12 protein-coding genes and 4 pseudogenes are annotated in these 16,751 nt (G+C 35.2%); 7 read left to right on the top strand and 9 right to left on the bottom strand.

Features of this window, described 5'->3' with window-relative positions:
• Nucleotides 1-85 precede the first annotated feature (85 nt).
• Complete coding sequence (locus AC3WVZ_RS01680) at nt 86-1,633, top strand: DUF2194 domain-containing protein (RefSeq protein WP_233935931.1); 1,548 nt, start codon at nt 86-88, stop codon at nt 1,631-1,633.
• 128 nt (nt 1,634-1,761) lie between these two features.
• Nucleotides 1,762-3,131: pseudogene (locus AC3WVZ_RS01675) on the top strand (IS1182-like element ISBth7 family transposase); the annotation flags it as partial.
• A gap of 121 nt (nt 3,132-3,252) precedes the next feature.
• On the opposite strand, the gene AC3WVZ_RS01670 reads toward AC3WVZ_RS01675, so the two are convergent.
• Together AC3WVZ_RS01670 and brnQ1 are read right to left on the bottom strand one after the other, a co-directional pair.
• A complete protein-coding gene (locus AC3WVZ_RS01670) occupies nt 3,253-4,974 on the bottom strand; it encodes a DUF2339 domain-containing protein (RefSeq protein ID WP_233935929.1) in 1,722 nt (573 codons plus the stop codon).
• A 140-nt stretch (nt 4,975-5,114) separates the two neighbouring features.
• Nucleotides 5,115-6,416, bottom strand: a complete 1,302-nt coding sequence (gene brnQ1 / locus AC3WVZ_RS01665; protein ID WP_065212086.1) for a branched-chain amino acid transport system II carrier protein BrnQ1 — start codon at nt 6,414-6,416, stop codon at nt 5,115-5,117.
• 252 nt (nt 6,417-6,668) lie between these two features.
• Here brnQ1 and AC3WVZ_RS01660 point away from each other — a divergent pair, with 252 nt between their 5' ends.
• Nucleotides 6,669-8,063 carry a peptide MFS transporter gene (locus AC3WVZ_RS01660; protein ID WP_233935928.1) on the top strand — a complete coding sequence of 465 codons (1,395 nt, stop codon included), beginning with the start codon at nt 6,669-6,671 and terminating at the stop codon, nt 8,061-8,063.
• A gap of 21 nt (nt 8,064-8,084) precedes the next feature.
• On the opposite strand, the pseudogene AC3WVZ_RS01655 reads toward AC3WVZ_RS01660, so the two are convergent.
• Nucleotides 8,085-8,309 (bottom strand): annotated as a pseudogene (locus AC3WVZ_RS01655) (YHYH domain-containing protein); the annotation flags it as partial.
• A gap of 102 nt (nt 8,310-8,411) precedes the next feature.
• Between AC3WVZ_RS01655 and tnpC the strand changes: the two are divergent.
• Nucleotides 8,412-9,815, top strand: a complete 1,404-nt coding sequence (tnpC, locus tag AC3WVZ_RS01650) for an IS66 family transposase (RefSeq protein WP_100910632.1) — start codon at nt 8,412-8,414, stop codon at nt 9,813-9,815.
• 116 nt (nt 9,816-9,931) lie between these two features.
• On the opposite strand, the pseudogene AC3WVZ_RS01645 reads toward tnpC, so the two are convergent.
• The 5 genes and pseudogenes from AC3WVZ_RS01645 to AC3WVZ_RS01625 form a co-directional block, all read right to left on the bottom strand.
• Nucleotides 9,932-10,795: pseudogene (locus tag AC3WVZ_RS01645) on the bottom strand (YHYH domain-containing protein); the annotation flags it as partial.
• Nucleotides 10,796-10,935: 140 nt separating this feature from the next.
• On the bottom strand, nt 10,936-11,568 hold the full coding sequence (locus AC3WVZ_RS01640; RefSeq protein ID WP_233935926.1) for a class A sortase: 633 nt from the start codon (nt 11,566-11,568) through the stop codon (nt 10,936-10,938).
• Between the two features lie 116 nt (nt 11,569-11,684).
• Complete coding sequence (locus AC3WVZ_RS01635) at nt 11,685-12,158, bottom strand: DUF2178 domain-containing protein (RefSeq protein WP_053565231.1); 474 nt, start codon at nt 12,156-12,158, stop codon at nt 11,685-11,687.
• Nucleotides 12,151-12,369 (bottom strand): helix-turn-helix transcriptional regulator, encoded by a 219-nt coding sequence (locus tag AC3WVZ_RS01630; protein WP_000154019.1) that lies wholly within the window; start codon nt 12,367-12,369, stop codon nt 12,151-12,153. The genes AC3WVZ_RS01635 and AC3WVZ_RS01630 overlap by 8 nt, the downstream gene beginning before the upstream one ends.
• A gap of 112 nt (nt 12,370-12,481) precedes the next feature.
• Nucleotides 12,482-13,762, bottom strand: coding sequence for a 3D domain-containing protein (locus AC3WVZ_RS01625; protein ID WP_059304140.1), 1,281 nt, complete (start codon nt 13,760-13,762; stop codon nt 12,482-12,484).
• A gap of 631 nt (nt 13,763-14,393) precedes the next feature.
• Here AC3WVZ_RS01625 and AC3WVZ_RS01620 point away from each other — a divergent pair.
• From AC3WVZ_RS01620 to AC3WVZ_RS01610, 3 genes and pseudogenes are all read left to right on the top strand, one after another.
• Nucleotides 14,394-14,924: pseudogene (locus AC3WVZ_RS01620) on the top strand (methyl-accepting chemotaxis protein); the annotation flags it as partial.
• 136 nt (nt 14,925-15,060) lie between these two features.
• The gene (locus AC3WVZ_RS01615; protein ID WP_000434794.1) at nt 15,061-15,873 is read left to right on the top strand and encodes an undecaprenyl-diphosphate phosphatase; all 813 of its coding nucleotides are present in this window, start codon (nt 15,061-15,063) and stop codon (nt 15,871-15,873) included.
• A gap of 179 nt (nt 15,874-16,052) precedes the next feature.
• Nucleotides 16,053-16,340, top strand: coding sequence for an antibiotic biosynthesis monooxygenase (locus tag AC3WVZ_RS01610; protein WP_233935925.1), 288 nt, complete (start codon nt 16,053-16,055; stop codon nt 16,338-16,340).
• 127 nt (nt 16,341-16,467) lie between these two features.
• Here AC3WVZ_RS01610 and AC3WVZ_RS01605 read toward each other — a convergent pair whose 3' ends face one another.
• The gene (locus AC3WVZ_RS01605) at nt 16,468-16,671 is read right to left on the bottom strand and encodes a hypothetical protein (RefSeq protein WP_001268332.1); all 204 of its coding nucleotides are present in this window, start codon (nt 16,669-16,671) and stop codon (nt 16,468-16,470) included.
• Nucleotides 16,672-16,751 lie beyond the last annotated feature (80 nt).

The following is a 16,751-nucleotide window of genomic DNA, read 5'->3' as shown; positions in this document are numbered from 1 at the left end:
TTTTTTATGTTTTCCGTCTTTATTTTTACAGAAAAATAAATTACATTATTAAAGCACATATATTTATTATTAGGGGGATTCTTCTATGAAGAATAAAAAATGGATTACATTTTCTTTAGCAACAGCAATTACACTAAGTATAGGGACCTCGTTCATATCGTCTACTTATGCCGAAAGCTCTGTAGACCCAGCTCCTGAAATTGCTGCAAAAGTTGTAAATCAAAACAATGGGAAGAAAGTATTATTCGATAATACACACGGTCAAACTGCTGGGACAGCTGACTGGGTTATTGACGGCGGCTTTTCTGACTTCGGAAACGGCATTGCAAAAAACGGATATCACGTAAAGGAACTTCGTAAATCAACACCTATTACGTACGAAGACTTAAAAGATTACAATGTATTTATCGTTCCAGAAGCTAATATTCCTTACAAAAAATCTGAGCAGGACGCTATGTTACAATATGTAAAAAATGGTGGTAGTATCTTCTTTATTGCTGATCATTACAATGCAGATCGTAATAAAAATCGCTGGGACTCTTCTGAAGTATTTAATGGATATAGACGCGGTGCTTGGGATAATCCAGCAAAAGGAATGTCTAATGAAGAAGCTAATTCACAAGCTATGCAAGGAGTAGAAAGCTCTGATTGGCTCTCTGACAACTTCGGTATTCGCTTCCGCTACAATGCACTTGGTGATGTTTCAGCGAAAACAATTGTATCGCCTGAACAATCTTTCGGAATTACAAAAGGTGTTTCGTCTGTAGCAATGCATGCTGGTTCTACTCTAGCAATTACAAACCCAAAACTAGCAAAAGGACTTGTTTACCTTCCAGAAAATCCATCAAAATGGAATAACGCTGTTGATAGTGGCGTTTATAATGGCGGTGGTATTGCAGAAGGCCCATATGCTGCTATCGCAAAAGTAGGACTTGGAAAAGCTGCCTTTATTGGTGACTCTTCTCCTGTTGAAGATGCTACGCCAAAATACGTTCGTGAAGATTCTGGCCAAACAAAGAAAACTTACGATGGTTATAAAGAAGAAAACGATGCGATTTTATTAGAAAACATCGTAAATTGGTTATCAAATAAAGAGACATTTACAAGTTTAGATCAAGTAAATGGTTTACAACTTGATTCACCTACAGCTCTACAAACATTTGAACAGCCAAGCTTATCAACAGAACCACAACCTGAACCTTGGAGTGCACCAAATGCAGGTTATCAATGGTTTAATACAAATACTTTTAAACCAGGTTCATACGGTTATAACGGTGCGGTAACAACAAGCGACTACGTCGTTACACACCCTAGCATTCTACCAAACAATGAAATTTTCCAAATGAAGATTCAAGTAAATAACTTACTACCTAATACAACGTATAACAACTATTCTTTAGGTATCTTCACTACTGGTGGAACACAAGTGGCTAAAGTACAAAATGCAAACGGCACTTGCCCATCTACTTTCGGATATAGTAGTGCATTTTCTTTCACAACAAACAGCTTAGGCTCTGCTGAGAAAGTTGTAAATGTACAGATTGATTCAAATACAACTGGACAAGCAACGCTTCGTCTACGCCAAAATACAACAACGAAATATAATGAAACCGTAACGATTAATAAGAAATAATAAAAAAGGCAATCCATACATGGATTGCCTCAGGCTGTGGAGAAAGTCTTCTCCACAGCCTGTTTTTGTGTCTGAACCTCTTTTTATGTGTCAACACTGATAAAAAAGAGGAAAAGGAGAGATTTTTTATGATGGGTGCTTTAAAAAATCATCGTGATGAGCGTGTATCTGTTTCTGTAGAAGAGTTGGTTCCACAAGATCATTTCCTTCGTGCAATTGAAGCGACAATTAGTTTTGATTTTATTGAAGAGAAGTTACGCCCTTATTACTGTGAAAACAATGGACGCCCGTCCATTCATCCTATTGTTTTATTTAAGATGATGTTTATTGGATATTTTTACGGTATTCGTTCTGAGCGTCAATTGGAAAAGGAAATTAAAACGAATATTGCCTACCGTTGGTTTTTAGGGTTTTCTCTATCGGATACTATTCCGGATCACTCTACAATCAGTTGGAATCGTCGTACTCGTTTTATTCATACAAATATTTTCGAAGAAATTTTTGATGAGATTGTGAGACAAGCGACGGAGCACCGGATGGTAGGAGGACGTGCACTGATGACAGATTCTACACATATTAAGGCCAATGCCAATAAAAATAAATTTGTACATAAATATAAAAAAGAAAAAGCAAAGTTTTATATAGACGAGCTAGAAGCTGCGGTAATCGAAGATCGTGAGGTACATGGAAAAAAGAATTAAAACCTAGAAAGGAAAGTGATACCCCTACCAAAAAAACTCGTATAAGTACAACGGATCCAGATAGTGGATTTTTAATGAGAGATGGAAAACCAAATGGTTTTCATTTCTTGGATCATCGTACGACTGATGCGAAGTACAATATTATTACAGATACCTATGTAACGGCTGGAAATATGGCAGATTCCGAGCCGTATTTAGCACGCCTCCAAGCTCAGATTGATAAATTCGACTTCAAAGTAGAAGCTGTTGCCCTTGATGCTGGCTATTTTACAGGATATATCTGTAAGAAACTATCAGAACGGAATATATTTATGGTGATGGGGTATCGCCGATTTGGAAAACGGAATAAAGAAGTACCGAAAAGCCAATTTAAATATGTAGAAGAAATGAATGTTTTCGCTTGTCCGATGGGATGTATTCTAGAATATGTAACAACTGATCGTGAAGGATACCGTCAATACAAATCGAATCCAGAAGACTGCGCTGTTTGTCCGTTACGTGAGGTGTGCTTTTCAAAGAAACAAAAACAAAAAGTTATCACTCATCATGTGTGGGAGAAATATAAGGATATTGCTAGAAAAAACAAGCTAACAGCTACAGGGAAAAGGTTGTATAAAGTACGCTGTTCCACTATAGAGCGAAGCTTTGCAGACGCCAAAGAACTACATGGCTACCGCTATGCCCGGTTTCGAGGGCTGAAGTCTGTCCAAATGCAAGCTTATCTCACCGCAGCTTGTCAAAACATGAAAAAAATAGCCCTCCACCTGACCAAAAAGGGTCAGGTGGAGGGCTATTTTTTAAAATTCTATTATTTTATGTTGTTTTTATTCGCTAAAATCAAAAAAGATTCCAGAGTGTTGGGAACCCTAAAGGGTTTCCCAACACTCTGAGGCAATCCATACATGGATTGCCTTCTTCTCACTTCTCTTCCTTCGAGAAAAACATTCTTGAAATAACGATACCTATACTACCGACGATTAGGAATAACACTGCCCTAATCATCATCGATACCTCTGGTAAGTCAAGTAAGAATAACTTCCCTACCGTTACGACTAAAACGACTAAACCAGCATATAATATTTCATCCATATTTCTATTTCTTCCAAACCAAACCGCAAATAATGCATATACCATCCATAATAACGATACTGATACACTAATTACGCTTCCATCTGCAGATAAAACTTCACCGATTCTCGTAATTGTAATAAATACAATTATCATAAACCAATAGAGCACTATAGAATACATATATTTGCCGAAGCTCGCTAATACTTCTTTCGCTTCTCTCATGCAATAATAGAACGTTCCTATTAAAATAAGATGAGCAACAAAGCCTGCCGAAATAAATTGATCAAACGGGCTAAAAATAGTCTGTATCATTCCAATTGCGTAAACCGTCGCACTAACATACAATTTTATCTGTTGTTTTACTTTAATAGAAGTGACCATGCCGAGGAAACCTTGTAACAATAGTACAATCGCTGCATTCACTAAACTATACTCATATAAAATTGCTAAACTAAATGCTCCCATTGCGAAACCAAATAAGAGATTTGTAAATGTAGAATGTCTATTTTTCCTATATTCACATACGAACATAGCGGCATGCACGAGTGCACTAATAATTAATCCCCATGTTGTAAAATCAGGTATTTTTGAAATAGCTAGTATAAAGAACACTGCATTCGCACTAAATATCGCCAAACGTGGTTCTAGTATAAAACTTCTCTCCGTAAACATATGCCAAAATAATAGTAAATGAATCAAACCATATACAATCGTTAACTGTATTTGCAAGTTCTCTACTAACATTGACATAACAGCAAAGAAAACGAAAAGGACAATGGCAGCAACAGCGTAAGAAATCATATATAAGTATTTATAACGATTTTTCAACGCATACCATAATAAACTAAGTGTTAATACTGTCTCATATCCAAAGAAAATATAAGGATTAGGAGTCGTACTATTTAACAAGAATGGTACGAAGAACGCACCGACCGCTACGAAAATAGTGAGATATTCCGATTGATATCTTTTCGCTAAATAAATCCCTAAAATAACCCATGCAATATTACAGAGAAACGCGACACTTGCCGGAATAAATCCATATAAATAATGTGCTACAAACGTCGTTAGAACAATCCCGGTAATACTTCCTCCAGCTAATACTAATCCTAACGCTTGCCGCTCTCTTTTAATTTGAATATCTCCTATATAATACAACCCGATAGATAATGCGATACCAAACACAATTCGTATCGCTGGTGTTAATAAACCAGCATCTACCCCTGCTTTAAATAACCAGATCACTCCAAGCAACATAATACCGACAAATACACGCGGTAACCACGTCTGACAAAACTTAATAATATTAAATGGCTCTGGTTTAAAAGCCGATATATCTACTTGTTTTAACTCAGGTTCTTGCAAAGGCTCTTTTATCTTAACTATTTCTTCTTTTGGCTTTTCCTCCATTACCGTTTCAATATATTCTTTCTTGTTCTTACTAACATGTTGCTGAGCGTTTTCTACTTCTATTTCCCTCTGCTTTACTTTTAATTCAGCAAGTGCTTCTTGAATTGTTTCAATTGCCGTTTCGAGTGCTTCTATTTTCTTATCCAAATCCTTCTTCATACGCTCCCCCCTTATTCGTAACTCTCATTGAACCTATATATTACCAATTATCTTTATCATACTCTTAGTCTATTCATTTTCAATAGTATTTTTCCAAAAAAAGAAAGGTGTCTTCCCAAAATAGGAAAACACCTTTTTACTCATTTATTCTTATTTAGAAAAATGCTAACGATAAAACCCAGATACATGCCTACAATAGCTGGAACAATCCACCCAACACCTTCTGTATAAAACGGGATGTATTTTAATGCTGACGTCCACTGATTCATCATTACATTTTTATTTAAAATGTCAATTGCACTAAATATCGCTACAACCAAAACAGTTACTGCATATACGTATGCATACTTTCCAATATACTGATGGAATAACCCTAGAATAATAAGCGTTAACGCAATTGGATAAATAAATCCAAGAATTGGTACTGATACTTTTAAAATTTGCGTTAACCCTAAATTAGCTAAAATCATACTAACAACGCTTACTATAAATGCCCACAATTTATAAGATACTTTCGGAAATGCACTCGCAAAAAATTGACTACAAGACGTAACAAGTCCAATTGAAACACATAAACACGCGATAGTAAAAATAAGACCTAATAAAACGACTCCGCCCTGTCCAAATAATGTAATCATAACTTGTGCTAACACTTTCGCACCGTTATCAAATGTTCCTAATGAGCCACTAATTGCCCCCACATATCCAAGGATGACATAAATAATAGATAATAATAGTCCTGCCCCAATTCCAGCAATACTCATATATTTCGCTAAACCTTTATCATCTTCAATACCCTTTGCACGTAATGCATTTGCAATAACAATTCCAAAGATTAAAGCAGCTAACGCATCCATTGTTAAATATCCATCTAAAAACCCTTGAAACATAGGAGCTTGGCCATAGTTCCCTATTGGTTCTTTCATATCTCCTACTGTTGTAAACATACTCTTTATAAAAATGAGTGCAATCATACATAATAATAACGGCGTCAAGACTTTTCCAAACAACCCCATTAATTTAGATGGGGATAAACTTAACCAGTAAACAATACTAAAGAAAATAACTGTGTAAAACAATAATAATCCGTTTCCTGCTTCAGGGAATAACTGACCTGGCCCCATTTCAAAAGCTAAACTTCCCGCACGGGGTATACCAAGCCCAGGTCCAATAAATACATACACGATACATGGAAAAATAATTGCAAATGAAGAATGAACCCTACCCGCTAACGTTTGAAAACTTCCTGCTTTTGCAATAGAGATAACACCTAATATAGGAAGACCTGTTGCTGATATAATAAACCCTACTAATGAAATCCAAACATGTTCTCCTGCTTCATACCCAAGGAAAGGTGGAAATATCAGATTCCCTGCTCCAAAGAACATAGAGAATAACATAAGGCTAATAAGTAAAATTTCTTTTTTCTGTAACAATTTCATTTCTTTCTCCTTCTTTAATTTCATCTTTTATGAAATCAATTTCACATATAAAAAAGTACAATAACCCGCTTCCTTACAAAGAAAACATAGTCCATAGTCTATCACAAAAGAAACACCCATTCTATAGCTATTCCTCTTTTCCAATTTCTTCTGAAAAATCAACCTTTATTGACTTATAATAGTTAATAAAGTAAAATATTAAATGTACAAAATTATTAACTTTGTTTTTGTTTGTGTCAGGAGGAAAATAACATGGAATCAGCGATACAACTAGAAAGAGAACAACAAAGAAAAAAGAAACATCCTCCAGGTTTATACTTACTCTTCTTTACAGAAATGTGGGAAAGATTTAGTTACTATGGATTACGAGGATTATTAACATTATATTTAACGACAGCTTTAGTAAGCGGTGGTCTTGGGTTTAGTCCCGCATGGGCACTCTCTATTTACGGATTTTATACTGGAGCCTGTTATTTCACACCAATGATTGGTGGATACTTAACAGACCGTTTTCTAGGTAGACGAAAAGCAATCACAATTGGTGGTATAACAATGGCAATCGGTAACCTTACACTATTTGCCTTGCAAAACCAATTAGGCCTATACCTCGGATTAGCGCTTATTATTATCGGTAACGGATTCTTCAAACCGAACATCTCTACACTGGTTGGAGAATTATACGAAGAGAACGATCCAAAACGTGATAGTGCATTTACCATTTTCTATATGGGTATTAACGTCGGTTCATTTTTAGCTCCACTCGTTTGCGGATTTTTATCAGAAAATTTATTCAAAACAACAGTTGATGGCGTTGTACATTACGGATTCCGTTACGGTTTCTTAGCCGCTTCAATCGGAATGATCATTGGACAAATTTTATTTACAACACTATCAAATCGCTTCCTTGGTAATATCGGTAAAAAACCAACTCGCGATTTACAAACAGCTGCTGGACAACCATCAGTAGGAGATACACCATTAACAAAAAAAGAAAAACAACGTACCGCAGTTATCGTCATTTTAACATGCTTCGTTGTCTTCTTCTGGGCTGGCTTTGAACAAGCTGGTAGCTCATTAACATTATATACAAACAAATTTGTAGACCGCTCTGTGTTCGGATGGGAAGTTCCAACATCTTGGTTCCAATCGGTCAATCCATTATTTATTATTTTACTTGCTCCAGTCATTTCTGCATTATGGGCAAAACTTGCAACTCGCAAGCAGGGTGATTTAAAAATCCCAACTAAAATGGGACTTGGTATGATTTTGCTCGGTATTGGTTATATCATTCTCGTTATCGCTACATTAAAAACAGGTAGTGATGAACATAACATTACAGAAAAAGCAAACTTACTGTTTATCGTCTTTACGTATCTTTTCCATACGTTAGGTGAGCTATTCTTATCACCTGTCGGACTATCAATGGTTAGTGCGCTTGCTCCGGTAAAATTAGCATCTTTACTAATGGGTGTATGGCTAGCAAGTTCAGGTATCGCCAACATTTTAGGCGGACAACTTGCAAGCTTCACAACTTCACTTGGATACGCTGAAGTATTCACAGTTATTGGCGCTGTGGCAATTGTACTAGGTTGTGTTTTATTATTAATTTCTAAGAAATTAGTGAAATGGATGGATAAAAAAAGATGAGGAATTTCTCCTCATCTTTTTTTATGCTGTTTTACCTTTTTCGATTGCTTGTTCGTACAGCTCTTTATGTTCTTTATATTCACTTGGTACGAAACTCTTATAGAAGAATGAGAACCAGCTGTCTCCCTTTTTATACCCTTCTTCTCGAATTTCCGCTGCTTTTTTATTCGATTTAAATCCTTCAGTAAACCATTTCTTTAACAATTCATTTCTTTCATACTTAGCAGGAACTTTTAAATCATAGTTGTAACTACTCAGCCACCTTTCGGTGTCTTTTTTAAATTTTACTAGTTTCATATGCCTCCCATTTGTAAATACTGAGTATATCAAACAGGGGAGGTGAATCTTATGGTCGATCGAAAAATTATTTTAGATACATATAAAAAAGGACCTGAAGCTGTTATTTCTTTATTTGAAGAAACATTTTCTAAGTTAGAAAAACGTATACAAGAACTAGAAAATGCTTCAAAAAAAAACTCCAAAAATAGTCATAAGCCACCTTCTACAGATGGTTTGGGTAAGCCCGTTACAAAAAGTTTGCGCAAACCGTCTCATCGTCAAACGGGTGGCCAGTTGGGCCACAAGGGACATACTCTTGGTTTGACAGCGACTCCAGATCATACGATTACACATTCTCCTACATATTGTACTTGTTGTCATACTTCCTTGAACCACGAGCCTGTAAAAGGGTATCGCATTCGCCAAGTGTATGACTTACCACCTATTCAGATCGAAGTGACAGAACATAAAGTAGAACAGAAAGAATGCCCACATTGCCATTCTATCCAAGAAGCCCAATTTCCTTCGACAGTATCTCGTCCTGTTCAATATGGTCCAAATATAAAAAGACTGATTCCCTATTTAACGCATTATCAATGCATTTCTTTGAAGCGAACAAAAGAATTCTTTCAGGATTGTTTTGGACATTCTATAAGCGAAGGAACCCTGGTAAATCATACACAGGCTTTCGCTTCTCAATTGCAGCCATTCATAAAAGAAGTAAAGGAAAAGATTCTGCAGTCTCCTGTTGTCCATTTTGATGAAACTGGTATGCGTGTAGAAAACAAAACACAATGGTTACATACTGCCAGTACACCGGAGGTGACATTGCAACATATTCATCAAAAACGTGGAAAAGAAGCAATGGATGCTGGAGAAATCTTGCCATCTTTTTCTGGAATTGCGATGCATGATGGTTGGAAATCGTATGATGCGTATACAGATTGTCGTCACGTTTTATGTAATGCCCATCTCTTACGAGATTTACAAGGAATTATAGATAGTACTGGAGAACAATGGGCACAACAGATGCAGAAATTTCTAACGCAAGCGTTGACGATGAAAAAGCAATCCGAAGGTACCATGCCAAAAGCGACGCAAAAGAATCTGTTTATTATGTATCAATCCATATTGAAAGAACAACAGATTCTTTCCACGAAACAAAAGAAGAAAGGAAAGCAGACGCCTTCTCAAAATTTATGGAATCGCTTCGTCAAGTATTCTGACAGAATTCTAGCGTTTTTAGAACATCCAGCCATTCCATTTGATAACAATCAAGCAGAACGGGATATTCGGATGACGAAAGTAAAACAGAAAGTGTCTGGGACTTTCCGAAGTAAGAAAGGCGCAGAATCTTTTTGTCAGATACGAAGCTTTATGAGTACCATGAAAAAACAAAAACAATCGGTCTTACAAGCGATAAACCAAGTCATAGAAACTAGAACGGTTCCTTGGAATAACACGACTTCATAAGAGAATTTCTCTATTTGGCATAGATTCTTTCTCTGATTGGAGTATTTTCTTTTCATGTTTTCGAATCGGAAACATGTATTTGGCCTGTTTTTTTATTTGAAGAAGCTGAGTAGTTACTCATAGTTTTCAAATGCATACTTATAGCCAGCTTTTTCTACTGCCTTTTTTGTAGATTTATAGCCTTTTTCATACGCTGTTTCATATGCCTTCACGTATACTTCTTTCTCTCTATTTCCAGGATTCTTTTCAGCTAATTCTTTCCCTGTCTTTTCCCCTAATTCAGCTTGCTCTTTTTCAATTTTTTCTACTCTTTCTTTATTCCCTACTTTGAACCCGTCTGCAAAGTTTACCTTAAACTCTGGAGCAACTTGACTATCGTCCATCGTCTCTTGCGCTAAACCTTGTTCTTTTCCTTTTTCAAAATGCGTTTTCTTCTGCTCTTCTAAAGACCATGCGGCTGCATAAGTCGCTTTAAACGCTTGTTTATATGCATCAGATTTTCCAGCTACATGCACTTCTGCATCATTTTTTCCTGCTTTAAAATCAGTTTCTCCATTCTTTTGACCTTCAAGTTGACCTTTTTCCATATCAGCTTGGCGCTGCGCTTCCTCTTGTTTACGTGCCTCTTCAGCTTTTCTTTGTTCCTCGGCTACACGTTGTCTCTCTTCTTCAGCTTTACGCTGTGCTTCTGCATTACGTTGTTTTTCAGCCTCAGTATTGCGCTGTGCTTCTGCTTGTCTCTCAGCTTCTACAGCACTATTATTATTCTGGCTAGGAGCTGGGCTCGTTGCACCACTACTAGAAGCTGGTTTATTGTGATAATGATATTCCCCGTACTGTAATCCCCATTTCTCACAATTTGTACGACACGTATGTCCGCCATTAGCATCTGTACGCCCTGGATGCGCATAAGCTGAAATTGGAGCTACCAATAACGCTATACTCGTTGTTAAAAGAAGTTTCTTCACCTGTTGTCTCACTCTTGTTCCTCCCAAAATGTAGAATTCTAACTTTATTATACATAAATAGAAGAATACTTAAATATCAACCAAAATATTCTATAATTTCTCAACATTAGTAAAAAAGAAGGTGAACTCTTTAAAGAGTTCACCTTCTTTTTTTACTTCTTCGCCTTCGTTCCTACTAAATCACCAGCAACAACATAACGCTTAGAATTATCCTTTACAGATACACATGTAATAAGTGTTATCTCATCTTTCCCATGATTCTCTACAACTTCCCACTTATCAGGAGTTACTTCAGATACACCAGTAACCGCATACTCATATTCATTTTCATTGTCATACAAATAAATTTTATCGCCTTTTTTCAAAGAAGCTATATCACTAAATAAAACACCTTTTTTAGACATGTTATGTCCTGCTAGTGCGTAATTCCCTTTTCCCATAACTTGATTCTCTTTTACTGTCGCTGCACCTGATAATAAGTTTTTTTCAGTAGAAGCTTTCAAAACAGGCAGTTCTACTGAAACACTTGGAATCGAAATACGACCAATTACTTGTTTCTTATCTAATGATGCATTCGCTACTTCCGCCAAGTCTGGTTGATTAATTTTGGAAGCATCTACAAATTCCGTCTCATGCTTTTCATAATCCATCTTTTGAACAGCCTGCACATTTTCAGTCTGTTTCTTTTCAGCCTGATATCCATCATAAAATGGCTTTCCAATTAACACGCCACCTACAACAAATAGAAGGATTGCTACTATACTATAAATTCTTTGCTTATTCATATACAATTCCTTTCCCTTACAAAATCTTACTCTATATAAAATGATAAAATAATATCGCCATATGTACAAGTATTAGCTAAAAAGAAACCTTCTTGCCGGTGCAAGAAGGTTTCTTTTTAAGCTAATTTATTTCTGTATAGTGATACGTGAAATACTGTCATTTGAATAAAGAAAATCGAAAATAGAATATATAATGGGTATCCAGGAAGATATTCATTAATAATAGGCGAAAAAGTTAAAAATCCAACTGCACAAGGTAACACAAACCATAACGATACAAATGTTGTTCGGCAAGCTTTATCCGTAATCGCTTTTTCACGTTCATCTTCTAGTGGAAATAATAATGGATACATCCAAAAAGATAAATTCTTATATTTTTTCTTTTGAATTCTATAAAAAATTGTAACTATAATTGCTCCAATAAATAATAAAATGAATGGTACTCCATTAACCGCTACTTCAAACGGGAATTTCTCGTTTTTAATTATATCTGCTAACTCTGTAATGACACTATAAAATTCAACAAGTGTCCAGCATGCTAAAGCAGTATAAAGCACGTTTATAATATAAGAAAAAACAATTCTATTCATCCTCTTCCCCCTCCTTATTTAAAACAAACACATCTTCCATCTTTAACTGAAACACATCACAAATCGTAAGTGCTAATAACAACGAAGGAACGTAATCCCCTTTTTCAATTGCTGCAATTGTTTGTCTCGTTACTCCAACCTTTTCTGCTAATACGCTTTGTGTAAAGTTAAAACGAGCTCTTAATTCTTTTACTCTGTTTAAAATGGTCAAATTTACCACCTCTCACCATCATTGTATGCTATCCTTAACAAAATGTAAACCCAACTTAACATTATTCTTACAAAAAAATCCAACTTTACGTATTGTAAAGTTGGATTACGTTTTAGTTTAAAATTGTAAGCTTAACATTTTTTCTGCCCCACTTACTAGACGAAGCTTTATCTGGCATTAAAACATCAATTTTGTGACCTTTAATCGCGCCACCAGTATCTGCTGCAATTGCTTCTCCGTATCCTTCAACATATACACGAGAACCTAATGGGATAACAGATGGGTCCACCGCAATCAACTTCATTCCTGGGTTTGCAGTTAGATTATAGCCTCCCCATGCAGAATATACTTGTTGACCTGGTGCATAGCCATTTTCACCTGGATCTGCTGTATAAGCTGTTGCATGTACATAAAGTTCTTTCCCACCAGCAGTTGGCTTAGAAGATGGTTCAGGTTGTGCAGGTTTTGCAGGTTCTACCTTCGAATTATTATTAGCAACTGGTTCAGCTGGTTTATTAGCTTTTTCTTGCTTTTGCTTTTCAGCAATTTCCGCTTGTGCTTTCGCTAAAGCTTCTTGCTCTGCTTTTGCAGCCGCTTCTGCTTTTGCACGCTCTTCCGCCGCAATTCTTGCTGCTTCTTGTTCACGAGCAATTGTTTCTTGTACTGCCTTCATATTTGATTCAATTTTAGCTTTTTCTTCCGCTGCTAAATTAAGTTGACTTGCAACCTCATTATATTTAGCTTGAACTGTTTGTAAGTTATCTTGACGTTTTTTCAAGTTATCTTGCAGTTCAGCTTGCGCTTTTGCTAATTTTTGTTTGTCTACTACTAAAGATGCTTCTTTTTCGTCAATTGTTTTCTTATCTTCTTCAATTTGACGAAGATCTTGTTCTTGTAGACGTAAAATTTCTTTATCAGCTTCTAGAATAGTAGAAACTGCGTTCATACGTTGTAAGAAGTCTGCAAAGTTTTTTGACTCTACTACAACTTCTACTACTAAACTTGTATTTGAGCTGTTTTGAACAGAAACCATACGTTTTCTCATAATATCTTTACGAGCAAGGACTTTATCCTCTAAAACGACAATTTCTTCCTTTTTTTGTTCAATCTGCTTATGTGTTTCATCGATTTTACGTTGAATAGCAGCTTGATCCTCTTTATTTTTTGCAATTGTATTATTTAAATTATGTAGTTCGTTTTCGATACCTTTAATTTCTTTACTAACAGCTTGCTTCTCTTGCTCTTTCTTTTGCATTTCTGCATCGTTTTGTTGCAATTGCTGTTGCATGTTGTTAAGTTTCTCGTCGTTTGACTCTGCTTTAACAGCGACTGTACTAGAAAGACCGATAATTCCTGCTAATACTAGACAGCTGATTCGCTTAAAATAGTTCATAATCCGACTCCCTTCTTATACAGTTATACATGATTTATTTTACAGTTTGTTTACAAAACGATTAAATACAGTTTATTTTTCGTGACGAAAAAAAGAGAATTATGAATAAAATGTAATAGATTCTTAAATATTTAACAATTCCTATATTTAAAAAATACAAAAGATGCTAAAATCCAAATATAGAGAAAATATAACTTTCGAAGGCGGTTGAAATAAATACATGTTTACTCAAAAAAAATCACTCCAACATACAATTGCTCAATTAGAAGAGCGTATACAAGAATTAGAAGCAGAATTAAAACAAAAAGATATTGAAAAACAAGAGACTATTTCTACTATCCACGATCGTGTACAAAGCGTTGTCCAAGAGCATCAACTTGTAAATAACCAACACAATACACTTCAAAATTTAGTTCAACAATTAAGTTCATGTTTCGAAAATGTTTCAACACGTACGACACATTCCAATGAGTTAAATAATGAAATGTTGCAAAAGGAACAAAGCTTAATTCAGTCTATTGCAGAAATTATTGACTGCTCTAATGAAGGAAAAGAATCCGTTCACCGCTTACTTATTGTAATTAATAAATTAGGTGAACAATCCCAACGCACGTCTAATAGTATGAATCATCTAAGCGAACGCTCAAAGGAAATCGAGCAAATTGTAGAAGTCATTCAAAACATTGCAGCACAAACAAATTTACTTGCTTTAAATGCGAGTATTGAAGCCGCACGTGCTGGAGAACACGGTAAAGGATTCGCTGTCGTTGCCAATGAAGTAAGAAAACTAGCAGAAAGTACAGCAGAAAGTACAAAAAACATAGGCAACTTAACGAAAAAAATTCAAGAAGAAATTGAAAAAGCATACGATAACACAAAAGATAATTTACATTTAGTCGATGAAGGTGTAGAAATGAGCGCCGATACAAACGCTAGAATTGAAAATATTTTAGTTATGATTCAAACGTTACAAAATGGTGCTACAAATGTTATTAAGGCTATTGAAAACCAAAAATCTTGTAATGATGACATATTACGAGAATTCGCTAACACACAACAAATGTTCCAAAAATTAAATACTACTATTATGAATCATATTCATGATGCTGAAAAAGTCGATGTTCAATTGTCTAAAAGTCTTCAAGGAACAGTAAATTCTTAATTAAAAATAAAAATCCCTTATACTGCTATGAGGGATTTTTATTTTATTTCGAATATTTATTTCTTTTCAATATTCATCCATATCTTTGTTATAATGGAAAAGTTGTTTCTTTCAACTAATAAACAAGGAGGTTATTATGGAACAATTTTACTACGTTTTAAAATATTTAATTCTCGGTCTGTTCCAAGGACTAACAGAACCAATTCCGATTTCTTCAAGTGGTCATCTCGTTTTAGCACAACATTTGCTAGGACTAAAAATAGAAGGGTTTAGCTTCGAACTACTTGTTAATTCAGCTTCATTATTAGCTGTATTACTTATTTATAGAAATGATTTAATTCGTCTAACGAAGAATGGTCTCTCTTATATATTTACAAGAGCAGAAGACGCAAAATCAGATTTCTTCTTTATTATTTATCTTGTTATTGCAACCATTCCAGCAGGTGTTATTGGTGTTTTATTTAAAGATTACATCGATCAGTACTTAAAAGGTGTGAAGATGGTTGGGATTTCCCTTCTTATTACTGCTGTCGGCCTTTGGATTATTAGAAATTTACGCGGTCGTAAAAATGATGGCGACCTTTCTATGAAAGATGCAATCATCGTCGGATTAGCACAAGCTTGCGCACTGATTCCCGGAATAAGCCGATCTGGTGCCACAATCGTAGCAGCAATGTTACTTGGTATGAAGCAAGAAACAGCTCTTCGCTTCTCATTCTTACTATACATTCCTGTTAGCTTAGGTGGCTTATTGTTAAGCATTACAGACATTGCAAATGATCCAAATCTAGACACATTATTCGTACCATATGTCGTTGCATTCATCGCAACATTTATCATGACGTATATTTCACTAAAATGGTTTATGAACATTATGGCAAAAGGAAATTTAAAATATTTCTCTTTCTATTGTATTATCGTAGGTGTACTTACTCTTATTTTCTTATAAAGTAAAACTTACAAATTGAAAGCGAGTCATCTAGTGTAATAGAATGACTCGCTTTTTTACACCTGTATTAAGTTAAAATCTATCATTTACTTTGAATTTTCTGAATAGTATGATATTATTTAAGTTCACTATTATAGTAAAGCTATCTTTCCTACTATTATCGTAAAAGAGGTGTTTATATGTTTATTGTTACTAAACTCATTCATATTAAGTACGGATATGAAAGTGAGCTTCTTTATGGGCTTAAACAATATTATCCTTCTCCCGGAACGAACGGTTGTATTAACATAGAGTTTTCACATGTTCATCGTACAAATGATAAGGCAGAATATATGATTCGTCTGTTATGGAAAACACAACAAGATTACCATACATGGCTTTCTCAAAGAGAAGGCCATGTAACTTTGAAGCACAAAATACAAGGCTATATACTTTCTTCCAAATCAAATGCTACCTATGTGCATTAACCCTTCTCTTTTTATTCCTTACGAGGGGCAAAATGATAAAGTGAAACTTTAATCCTCACCAATTGTGCTTCCCACAAATAGCGGGATAAAGAGCCCTCTTACTTTTCATACTGTAAGAGGGCTTCTCTTATGCATACACTTTCTTCTCTTGACAATACAAACGAATAACATGTTTATTTTGTTGAAATACATCATGCGTCAGACGAATAATAATAAAGTTTCTTTTTGTTTGATCATCATGAACAAAAATCTGTTCTCCCTCCTGAAAACGCCATGCACTTTCAAAAGTCGTAATATGATCCCCACTTACAGAAAAAAGTTCATATCGCATCTCTTGTACCCTCTCTCAACTTACATAATCATAATATCCTCATATTAAATTTATTATAACTTAATTCCTATAAAATTAGT

It is taken from the genome of Bacillus sp. CPT56D-587-MTF, assembly GCF_058792335.1.
Note: the sequence above shows the minus strand (reverse complement) of the source record. Positions and strands in the feature narration are given on the sequence as shown.

Bases quoted from the DNA above. Each gene is read 5' to 3' on its own strand.
- AC3WVZ_RS01660 (WP_233935928.1), top strand. From the start codon at position 6,669: ATGGAATCAGCGATACAACTAGAAAGAGAACAACAAAGAAAAAAGAAA.
- tnpC (WP_100910632.1), top strand. From the start codon at position 8,412: ATGGTCGATCGAAAAATTATTTTAGATACATATAAAAAAGGACCTGAA.
- AC3WVZ_RS01640 (WP_233935926.1), bottom strand. From the start codon at position 11,568: ATGAATAAGCAAAGAATTTATAGTATAGTAGCAATCCTTCTATTTGTT.
- brnQ1 (WP_065212086.1), bottom strand. From the start codon at position 6,416: ATGAAATTGTTACAGAAAAAAGAAATTTTACTTATTAGCCTTATGTTA.
- AC3WVZ_RS01605 (WP_001268332.1), bottom strand. From the start codon at position 16,671: ATGCGATATGAACTTTTTTCTGTAAGTGGGGATCATATTACGACTTTT.
- AC3WVZ_RS01680 (WP_233935931.1), top strand. From the start codon at position 86: ATGAAGAATAAAAAATGGATTACATTTTCTTTAGCAACAGCAATTACA.
- AC3WVZ_RS01635 (WP_053565231.1), bottom strand. From the start codon at position 12,158: ATGAATAGAATTGTTTTTTCTTATATTATAAACGTGCTTTATACTGCT.
- AC3WVZ_RS01610 (WP_233935925.1), top strand. From the start codon at position 16,053: ATGTTTATTGTTACTAAACTCATTCATATTAAGTACGGATATGAAAGT.
- AC3WVZ_RS01670 (WP_233935929.1), bottom strand. From the start codon at position 4,974: ATGAAGAAGGATTTGGATAAGAAAATAGAAGCACTCGAAACGGCAATT.
- AC3WVZ_RS01625 (WP_059304140.1), bottom strand. From the start codon at position 13,762: ATGAACTATTTTAAGCGAATCAGCTGTCTAGTATTAGCAGGAATTATC.
- AC3WVZ_RS01615 (WP_000434794.1), top strand. From the start codon at position 15,061: ATGGAACAATTTTACTACGTTTTAAAATATTTAATTCTCGGTCTGTTC.